The sequence below is a fragment of the Richelia intracellularis HH01 genome (genome assembly GCF_000350105.1).
Classification (GTDB): domain Bacteria; phylum Cyanobacteriota; class Cyanobacteriia; order Cyanobacteriales; family Nostocaceae; genus Richelia; species Richelia intracellularis.
This window is the reverse complement of the sequence record NZ_CAIY01000080.1, coordinates 109,712-120,239: the sequence shown is the minus strand read 5'-3', so window position 1 is coordinate 120,239 and position 10,528 is coordinate 109,712. Positions and strand designations below refer to the sequence as shown.

The 10,528-nt window shown below is 32.2% G+C and carries 6 protein-coding genes; 3 read left to right on the top strand and 3 right to left on the bottom strand.

All coding sequences use genetic code 11. The annotated features are described in order from the left end of the window. Positions 1-1,021 precede the first annotated feature (1,021 nt). Both RINTHH_RS08820 and RINTHH_RS08815 read left to right on the top strand, forming a co-directional pair. Positions 1,022-1,882: a shikimate dehydrogenase gene (locus RINTHH_RS08820; protein WP_044304944.1), complete on the top strand. Its 861-nt coding sequence runs from the start codon at positions 1,022-1,024 to the stop codon at positions 1,880-1,882. Between the two features lie 918 nt (positions 1,883-2,800). Beyond that, complete coding sequence (locus RINTHH_RS08815) at positions 2,801-4,042, top strand: dihydrolipoamide acetyltransferase family protein (RefSeq protein WP_008235560.1); 1,242 nt, start codon at positions 2,801-2,803, stop codon at positions 4,040-4,042. A gap of 731 nt (positions 4,043-4,773) precedes the next feature. Here RINTHH_RS08815 and RINTHH_RS08810 read toward each other — a convergent pair. The 3 genes from RINTHH_RS08810 to RINTHH_RS08800 all read right to left on the bottom strand — a co-directional run bounded on the left by RINTHH_RS08810 (position 4,774) and on the right by RINTHH_RS08800 (position 8,528). Further along, entirely contained in the window at positions 4,774-5,982 is a 1,209-nt protein-coding gene (locus RINTHH_RS08810) for a glutathione S-transferase family protein (protein ID WP_044304943.1), read from the bottom strand. Positions 5,983-7,000: 1,018 nt separating this feature from the next. Then, positions 7,001-7,543, bottom strand: coding sequence for a flavodoxin (locus RINTHH_RS08805; protein ID WP_008235558.1), 543 nt, complete (start codon positions 7,541-7,543; stop codon positions 7,001-7,003). Positions 7,544-7,760: 217 nt separating this feature from the next. After that, positions 7,761-8,528, bottom strand: a complete 768-nt coding sequence (locus RINTHH_RS08800) for an alpha/beta fold hydrolase (protein WP_008235557.1) — start codon at positions 8,526-8,528, stop codon at positions 7,761-7,763. A 534-nt stretch (positions 8,529-9,062) separates the two neighbouring features. Between RINTHH_RS08800 and RINTHH_RS08795 the strand changes: the two genes are divergently transcribed. Beyond that, a complete protein-coding gene (locus RINTHH_RS08795) occupies positions 9,063-10,175 on the top strand; it encodes a Gfo/Idh/MocA family protein (RefSeq protein WP_008235556.1) in 1,113 nt (370 codons plus the stop codon). Positions 10,176-10,528: the final 353 nt, after the last annotated feature.

Here is a 10,528-nt window from a genome sequence, read left to right as displayed (position 1 = left end):
ATTGATAAATGGTAAGTTTATTTATAACTATCCTAAGTAGAAGCATATATTAAAATAATAATAAATGAGTAACGCTATACAAAACATAATTATCCTACTATTTTTTATTTCTAAAAATACATGTAAGCAATAATATATTATTATAAACTAGAGCTTTTCATAAGACTATGGCATAGCTAGGTATTGCTATATTAGTAGGATTATTGGAGAATAAAATCAAATAATAATTCAGCAACATGAGGGTGAAAGCAATAACTATTGAATAGGTAGTAAATACAGCTAATAAGTGATATAAATAAAGCAAAATATAACAAATACAATCTTAAGCTTGAGGTATTTTATATACTTCATGAAAATGCTTTTAAAGTTAAGATTTTTGATCATACATAGCATATGGATATATAAAAACAAATATACTTTGCAAATTCTAATTTATCTCTTGTCTAGACTAATGATTAATCATATTCTTCTGCTTTTGCTTGCATATATTATAGTATTTAATAATAGCTCCAGGCATCTTATATAACTAGCTTTTAATAGCTTATGTAAAATTAGTTAATAATGAATTTTAGACCATTTGCTACTTATCCAGTATTTATAATTTTGTTGGTAATATAAAATAATTAAAGTTTAAAATAATAACTACCTTACTGCGGCTCTTACTTGCATAATAGTTATTTGTCTTTCCGATATAAATAACTATTTAGAAAAATTTTACTTTAAGAAATTTATATAATGAATTTAACTCAGTTAGGCATGGTCTATAAAATATAGACCTTATAAAAGATAACGATAAAAAATAAATTATCTAAATAGTTTATATGTTGATACCAATAATTTTCTAAAAAAATAACAAAATTATTGGTATCAATTCATCTCTAAGTTTACCTGACATGGATGTTTATAAAATTAGAACTCAAACTTAGAGTGCCTTATGTTCATATTTCAAATCAGTGATGATCAATGACATTTTTGCAATTTAAATGTTATGATGATTTGCTAATTATCAATGATAAAGTAAATGATTACGGGGGAAACGCAACTGCTGGGGGTGATTGGGTATCCAGTGAAACACTCAATGTCTCCAGTAATTCATAATGCTGCAATAGCTAATTTAGGATTAGACTACATATATTTACCATTTCCTATTGCCCCAGACAGTCTAGAGTTAGCCTTAGACGGTTTGTTAGCTATAGGAGTAACAGGTTTTAGTGTGACTATTCCTCATAAGGAAGCAATATTACCTTTATTATCAGAAATTAGTACTATTGCCCAAACGGTAGGAGCAGTCAATACTGTTGTACGAAAAGATAACAAGTGGTTAGGTACAAATACTGATGTACATGGATTCATTTCACCTTTAATGAAGTATGACAGAGAGTGGAGTAAAGAGATTGCAGTAGTTTTGGGCAATGGAGGTGCTGCTAGATCAGTTATAGTTGGTTTAACCGAGTTGGGTGTTACTCAAATTCATGTCTTAGGGCAACACCCGGACAAGTTGCGAATATTTAAACGTAGCTGGGAAAACTCTCCCTTGCAGGTCAATATACAAGTATATGAATGGCAATTTCTGCCACGGTTAATTTCTCAAGCTAGCTTATTAGTTAATACTACTCCTGTAGGTATGTATCCTAAAGTAAATGAATCTCCCGTTAATATTAAGGAAATGACTAATCTGAGAGCAGGAGTGATTACTTATGATCTAATTTATAACCCTAATCCAACACAGCTACTGTCCCAGGCAATAGAAATGGGGGGAATACCTATTAGTGGGTCAGAAATGTTAGTTCAACAGGGCGTGGTTGCTCTAAAAATGTGGTTACAAAGAGAAATGATACCAGTAGATGTAATGCGTCAAGAATTATGTAGACAACTAGGGTAAGTGCTATTAGTATGAGATACTAACTTCCTTATCTTCCAATGATTTCACTCTTACAAACGATGAACACGGGTGCAAGCATTATGCTCTTAACTAAATATTAATGTCTACATGTAGAAACACTATACCACATTCTGTATCACCTAGCACTTTTAAGAAGTAGTACTATATAGTTACAAGGAAATAGTCTGTTCGTAATTATGGTATGCTTAGTAAGCAAACCTATAACTTCAGTTCAAAATTAATCCCCACCAGTTAATACTCTGAGAAGTCACCGGAGCATAATCTTTTTATTATTTGATAAATACAATACAAATACCTAATTAAGTAAATATTTTATATTTAACAGTATAAGTTATTAAGGCTTTTTCGATATTTTGCAGTATCCATAAGTGTATTATAAAGGATCGTCTATACATATTTTACCTACGTAGACAAATTAATTGGGATGTTTCATTTTTATTCTTTGCTAAAATCCTTAAGGTTTGATTCTGTATCCTTTTTTAGGATTATATTTTCTTTTACAAATAAACAAAATCTATAATATGATTTGCTTTCTGTTATATTCACTAGACCGTTTGATATGGTTTTTTATATAAAACCATATCAAACGGTCTAGTGATTTTGATCATATTACAGATTGAAGGGCTAGAAACTAGCTTATTGGTTTAAGCTCAATCTTATGCACCATTTAATTATGATCGGATATACAAGTAGCTCAGGCAATTAAGTGCTAAAAATATAATGCCATTTTTCCCTATTTTTTCACTTATTCTCTTTTTTGTTACTTTCCCTTCCTGAATATCCGATTGTCAAGATACAATTCAATCTGGCATTAGCCTTTAAATTATATCAATTGTCGATTCCCTAAACCTTCTTATGAGCATTCGCGAAATATTTATGCCCGCACTCAGTTCTACTATGACCGAAGGTAAAATTATCTCCTGGGTAAAATCACCAGGAGATAAAGTAGAGAAGGGTGAAACTGTTGTAGTTGTAGAGTCGGATAAAGCAGACATGGATGTGGAATCCTTCTATGAAGGATATCTAGCACATATTATAATTCCAGCAGGTAATAATGCAGCAGTGGGAGCGGCAATTGCTCTGTTAGCAGAAACTGAAGATGATATTGAAACAGCAATTGCTCAAGCAAAATCTCAAAGCGAACTTATACCAGAAACAACATCTACCAATACACCTCAAGCAGACACAATAAAAACACCGGTGATAGCTGCTACTAGCGTTAACAATGGCTCCAGCCTTTCTGGACGGACAGTTGCTTCTCCCCGTGCTCGCAAACTAGCAAAAGAATTAAAGGTTGATTTAACAAATATTACTGGTAGCGGTCCCTATGGGCGAATTATAGCAGAAGATGTGGAAGCAATTGCGGACAATATGACACAAAAATCCGTCCCTGTTGAATCTATACCAGATACTGCAACAGTTACTACTCCAGCTTTTGCACCAACTTCTTCAGTTGCTGATATCACTGGTCAAATAGTTCCTTTAAACACATTACAAAATGCTGTAGCACGGAATATGGTTACTAGTCTATCTGTACCTGTCACTCACATTGGTTACACAATTATAACTGATGCTTTAGAGGATTTGTATAAGAAAATTAAATCTAAGGGTGTAACTATGACGGTACTTTTAGCAAAAGCAGTAGCTGTCACTTTACAAAAGCATCCCATTATAAATGCAGCCTATAACAACCAAGCAATTATTTATCCACCATCCATTAATATTGCTGTGGCTGTATCTATGAATGATGGTGGACTAATTACACCAGTATTGCAAAATGCTGAACAGTTGGATATTTACACTTTGTCTCATAATTGGAAATCATTATTAGGTAGAGCTAGGGCAAAAAAGTTAAAACCGGAAGACTATAGCACTGGTACATTTACACTATCTAACTTAGGAATGTTTGGAGTAGATAGATTTGACGCAATCTTACCACCAGGACAAGGTTCCATTCTTGCAGTTGGTGCATCCCAACCCCAATTAGTTGCTAATGAAGATAATATGTTTGGTATACGGCAAAAAATGCAGGTGAATATGACCTGTGACCATCGAATTATTTATGGTGCACATGCAGCAGCATTTTTGCAGGATTTAGCCAAATTAATTCAAAGAGATCCGCAATCCCTAACAATGTAATACTATGAACAGATATTTAGAGAAATAATTCAATACGTAATGTGGGCGTCCTGCCCACTTGTCAATAAGATAGGAAGCAAGATATTAAAACACTGAAATATTTATTAAGGTATCTGAAAGCTAATAAATTTATCTTTAGGAATTAAGATACCACAAACCTCGAGATTACCTGCGTGTACTTTTAAGTCAATTGTAAATTAGCGCTATATCCTAGCTAAGAAGACCTTAATCGTAAAGCTGTCAGAAGGGATAATGACCATTGATTGGAAAAGTCAAGCAATTAAAATTGGCTGCCATCATCCCTAATTATATCCCGATACAGGCAAGTTTTAGCATGGTACATATATATCAACTTCTAGTAGAAATAAGATGAATCTTGGAAAAGCAAGTAATAATATAAATTTAAGTTGGAATTACATACTATTTTAAATATTTTAAACACATTAATAAAATTAAATGTAAACAAATTGTGATTACATGCTGCTCTTTATTTTGCTTTCTGGGAAAAACCTAAAGGTGTATAAAGGTGGATTCAAATCACAACACAGTAATTATTTTACTTAAACAAATGCTGAAAATATAAAAATTAATTCTTGCAAACTGATAAATATTAATTAGTCCAAAAATAGGTATGTGAAAGACCAGCAAATGCAACAATGTCGGTCTTTATATTTTGTTTTTTGCCATTTATGGTCTGGAATTTTTATTCTGCAAAACTCTAATGTTATTTTTCACCTTCTCTGGGAAAAATTAAATGGGTTTTGATCATATCGGTGTTTAGTGGAAATAGCTTCTGATTGCCCATCACCCACAAGAGCAGCAGTTTTCTCTAAGGCTTCTCTTAATCGCTTAGCTGCATAAATTGACATATCACGAGGTACATTAATGCGATCACGCAAGTATCGCAAAGCTATATCAGTACCGGGTGAAGCTTGGCATTCTTTGCCAGTTATCATATATGTTAAGGCACAACGTAATGCTTGATCAAATAATTTATCATCAGCAGGGTTGACTCGAATAATATTGGTTTGGTGGTCGATAACTCTCTTCAGAGCTTCCATTTGGGAATTTTCTGGTTCTGGATAGATAACATCTGGTATTCCAAACCAAGGTCCTTGATCAACAAGTGCTTTATTAATAAGCATTTGGGGGTCATTATTTTCCCAACAGCCTCCCATCTGAGGAGGTAAATTATGTACATGGGTATGAAAATCACTCTGGGTACCACGATAGGTTAACCTATTTTCCATTGCTGCAAACCACTTGCTTAAATTTGGGTTCTCTTCCCGCAATGAGTAGCCTTTATAGTAGTAAAGACTGGCGTTCATCCTTTCTAGATAGGGAATAAAGATAATATCGATAATACCAAAGGTTTCCAAAAAATAAGGGCCTTGAGTATTGGCTAATGCTTCCTCACACTTAGCTAGCATTACTATAAATTGTTCTCGGTTTTGCTTTTCCTGTTTCTGAGAAACTAATGGGTAACATAGCCAAGCACACCAGGCTTTAAATAACAGTCGCTCTAATTGACGCAGAGGAAATACCTCAGACTCTCTAATACTTTGGTTCAATGGACCAAAAACCTTTTCCAAAGCTATTAGAATACTATCGCTTTCCTTAATTATTTGTCCATCTAGCTCGATAGCAGGCAACATTCCCGAAGGGACTTTACGTTTATACCAACTCTCTTTCTTTCCATAGCAAAACATATTAACCTTTTTTACAGAATAGGGTATCTGTTTTTCTTCTAGCCACAGCCAAATTTTTTGACAGTAAGGACACCAGGCATGGTTATCGCGATACAGTGTTAAACGCACTTCAGATTTGGGTTTTCCAAATAAACGTAAACTGGCTCTAGAATTTGTAGGACCATTAATAGTATCAAGTTCATAGTTGGTTAGGGTTTTCAGCTCTTGCCAGCTTAAGATCAGGTGGTTCATAGGGTAAGTAGAGAAGTGATCTTCATGGGGAATTATATTGAAAATTCAATATTTTGAAACCTGGCTTAGGCTATATTTATTAATCAATATTATTGTGATACTAATGCTGTATTTTAATATAATTTTCCCATCATTTATACTTCTTATAGTAATTACTGGTATCGAAACTTCTAACTGCTTATTGAATATAAAATACCTTTACAGATACTAATAATATAATCATTTATCTCTTTACCCATCCAATCCAAATATCATAATTTAAAGTGACATGGATTTTAATGTATTACGCTTATATTTATTTTAATTTTACTCTTGTAAAAATAATTATTCTGAACAGAGTTGAAATTTATAATATAAATTATACTATATTATAAATAACTGAGGACTCATTTACATTTAATAGATTTTATAGGATATTACTTAGGAATTAAGTATAATTTATAATATTTTTAAGTACTAAATGCCTATAAAGATTATTAGTCAGATTAAGATTAACCTCGCTCATAGTACCATATAATTTCAATATGGTAAAATCATTTTCATAATTTATATATGATTGACTTAACTCTAAGTTAAAATTATTTTTTATTTTATTTTTTCTCAATCTACTATTTTTAGTATTCTTGCTGTTAATAAAATATTGTGTTTTACTTAATATCTGAGTCTAATAACCCCTAAATCTATTTTAATCGGTTTTATATCAAAGAGGTCGCTATATGCTTGCGATTGTATCTTCACTTTTCAATCGTAAGATTTAATGCTTTATATTTGAAGTATATTAATTGGATATTCAATTACATTAATTACCTCAATTACCTCTATATAAAACCTACTAAAATCATTAATTAATGATTTTAGTAGGTTTTATATATGTTACAACAAAGTTGAGTTTGATATTATTTATTTATATAAATCTCAATACATTCGAATCCAACAGAGTAATTCCCACACATAAGTAAATTAACTAAATAAAATTTCTTATGTGTGAGTCATAACTATCGTTACAAAAAATCTGACTTCAATCAGTTCCCATTAGCATATTTGGCATATGAGGTTTTAATACATTCAACCACATGGCAATGCGATCATCAGTTTTATTACTCTCATTGACTTCATCTATGGGTAGTCCGACAAATTCACCATCACGAACAGCGAAAGAATATTCATATGTATAACCTTCTATGGGGAATCTACCTACTAAAGTTGCACCTAATTTTTTAAATTGATCGTATAAAGTCCCTAATGCACTTACAAATTGTTCCCCATGGGTAACATAGTCTCCTGCACCAAATAATGCAATAGTTTTGCCAGTAAAATCTGGCTTTTCTATTGATATATCAAATAGGGGATCTCGCCAATCATTTTGTACCTCACCAGAACCCCAGGTAGAACAGCCAAAGAGCAAAAAGTCATACTCCAGCATTTCAGAAACGTTAGTAAAATCTTCCTCCATGCTGTAAATATCGCATACTTCTTCACCAAAATACTTGTGTATTTTCATTGCAATGCTTTCAGTAATACCGGAAGTGCTACCATAAAAAATAGCAATTTCGCCAGCCATACTTACAATCCCTCCCAATTTTTAAGTGATAGACTTCTTTCAATATTATGAATTTAGGTAGCCTGAAAAGAACTGCAGAGATCAAACCATGGACTTTATAAATTATAACTTTTTTCCGCTTACTAACAATTAAATAGCAAGGCATAGATAAAAAAACCTAGAGGTGAAGATATTATTCTCCAGCCATTACTATAAAAATGTTTAATATCACTAACAGTTAGACATTTTCTACATTAATGATATTAATAATATTATCATTTTTAACACTATTAGATGACTCAAATTGTAAAAATCTTAATATTTGCATCCTAACTATTTTTGGATAAAAATAATGGAAAAAATGTCCTCCTTGAGGATATTTCCATAAATTATCTTCTGGTTTTAGCCATTTTTCCCAATCATTTATTTCAGAGTAACTTAAAATATTGTCAATTTCACTACCGCATATCATTAATGGAATAGAAACTCCACCTGTTGGCAATTGTTCCATCTTAAATAATGAATGTGTTAATGGTATATTTTCTAATTCTTTATAAAATTTACTCACTAAATGATTTAGGTTATTTCCATTACAGGGAAAATGACCTCCAAATATATTATGAAGCGTTTTTAATAAAGCCTCTTTTTGACTACAAGCGTTCATTTGACGTTGCTCATAGTAATTGACATGCCAAGTTTTCGCTGGTTGCGTTGAAACTGAGAGTAGGGTCAAAGACCTTATAAATTTGGGGTATTTACGAGCATAAATTAAAGCAATAACACCACCAATACCATGACCAATTAAATTAACAGTGGACTCTTGATTTTTAAGATGACTGTGTAGGAGCTCTACAGCTGTCTCAATACAGGCAGACTCATCAAAATACTGTATATACTCCCATACTGAAACATTTCTATACCTCAATAATTCTCTCAAAAGAGGCATATGTAAACACCTCAAAAATGTGCTGCCACTAGCCCAAATAATATCACCATAAATAGACATACAAAATACCTCAGAATACATCGACTAACATATAATAATTATTCTCAACACATGCATCACACCTTAAAATATAATCATCAAGTTTCAGTAAACAAAATGTTTACAGCCAAAACTGCTTAATGAGCATTAATCGCAACAAACATTCATTTAATAGTAATTTATATTAAAAACAAATAAAAGTTTAAATTTGACAAATCATACTTTCAAAAATGATTAACTAGTTACCATTTTACTCATAACTACTATTTTTACATATTTCAAATAGCAGCGTTACTGAAAATTAAGGAAGTATTATCATGGATTAATTATTCTAATAATATTGGGATTATCTACAGGATTATTAATATTTGTATGGTTAAATTGATATGAGATTTATATATACAAATCATAGAGTATGTTTAAGATTTTATAAGGGGTATAATAATCTCAATTACATCCTAAAACGATACAGAACATTGTTAGGATATAAAATAATCTCAATATTTATGGTATCTTTCCTAGAAGTTGACGCATAACTAAGGAATTTATTAAATTGTGGTTGGTGTTGCAGTTGTTGGGACAGGATTCGGTCAAAGGGTACACATTCCAGGATTTAAAGCACATCCTCAAACTGAAATAATTGCCGTATATCACCGGGATCTCACTAAAGCTCGGGAAATCGCCAGGGCTCATAATATACCCCATGCTTATAACACTATTGCAGAGATTGTTAAATTAAAGGAGGTACAAGCAGTTAGTATCTCCACTCCGCCATTCTTACATTATGAAATGGCAAAAACTGTACTTCAAGCAGAGAAACATTTACTTTTGGAAAAACCAGTTGCGCTTAATGTTAAAGAAGCAAAAGAGATACAATATCTAGCCCAGAAAAATGGAGTTATCGCCACAGTAGATTTCGAGTTTCGTTTTGTACCTGAATGGCAACTATTTTCTGAGCTTTTATCATCAAACTATGTGGGAAATAGACATTTAATTCGGATTGATTGGTTAAGTTCCTCCCGTACCAACCAAGAACGTCCTTGGAATTGGTATTCTTGCCAGGATATGGGTGGTGGAGTATTAGGTTCTTTGGGCTCTCATACCTTTGACTATATACACTGGCTATTTGGTCCTGTGAGGCGAATTAATGCACACTTGACTACTGCTATTCTGCAAAGACCAGATAACACAACTGGAAAATTACAACCAGTTAGTACAGATGATACTTGTATTTTGATGTTAGAATTATCAGATGGAACACCTTGTCAAATTAATGTTAGCGCAGTAGTTCATGCACAGCGGACTCACTGGTTAGAAGTATATGGTGATAAGGGAACGTTAGTACTAGGTAGCGAGAACCAAAAAGACTATATTCATGGCTTTCGTATATGGGGATCTCAAGCTGGCCAAGCACTAACAGAGATAAAAGTACCTAATCAATTAGTTTTTCCTGAGAATCATTATGATGGAAGAATTTCGGCCTTTATTCGCGTGGTTGATGCATGGTTAAAGGGAATTGAAACAGGTAAGCAAACTGTCCCATCCTTGCAAGAAGGAGTTTATTCCCAATTATTAATTGATTTATCTAAATATTCAAATACTATTTCCAAATGGATAGATGTGCCTGATTTGAAAAATATTTCAAGTTTATATAGCAAGATGCGATAAATTAAACACTTGCATAACTGAAGTATAAATAAGTATGAGTTTGATTAGTTTTTCAAGTTAATTGACTTAAAGTTAACGAAACTTTTGAGCCCAAACGTAGATAGGGAATGATAATGTAAAAATCTTCTTTTCCATCTTTTATTTATAAAAACTCAATTTATGGGATATTAACAATAATCAAGTGTTCCAAGAAATATCTTTTTAATTATTCAGCCTAAACTTGGATGACTATAGATTATGAAGTCAACAGGTAGTTGGTTATATATATCATTGTCTATAATTTTGCCAGAAAGCTTAGCATTATGAAGTTACATTCGAGGATTTTATTTATAGTAGACAATACAAATTTATTT

Excerpts from the sequence above, each read along its gene's own strand:
- RINTHH_RS08820 (WP_044304944.1), top strand. The coding sequence starts at position 1,022 with ATGATTACGGGGGAAACGCAACTGCTGGGGGTGATTGGGTATCCAGTG.
- RINTHH_RS08810 (WP_044304943.1), bottom strand. The coding sequence starts at position 5,982 with ATGAACCACCTGATCTTAAGCTGGCAAGAGCTGAAAACCCTAACCAAC.
- RINTHH_RS08800 (WP_008235557.1), bottom strand. The coding sequence starts at position 8,528 with ATGTCTATTTATGGTGATATTATTTGGGCTAGTGGCAGCACATTTTTG.
- RINTHH_RS08815 (WP_008235560.1), top strand. The coding sequence starts at position 2,801 with ATGACCGAAGGTAAAATTATCTCCTGGGTAAAATCACCAGGAGATAAA.
- RINTHH_RS08805 (WP_008235558.1), bottom strand. The coding sequence starts at position 7,543 with ATGGCTGGCGAAATTGCTATTTTTTATGGTAGCACTTCCGGTATTACT.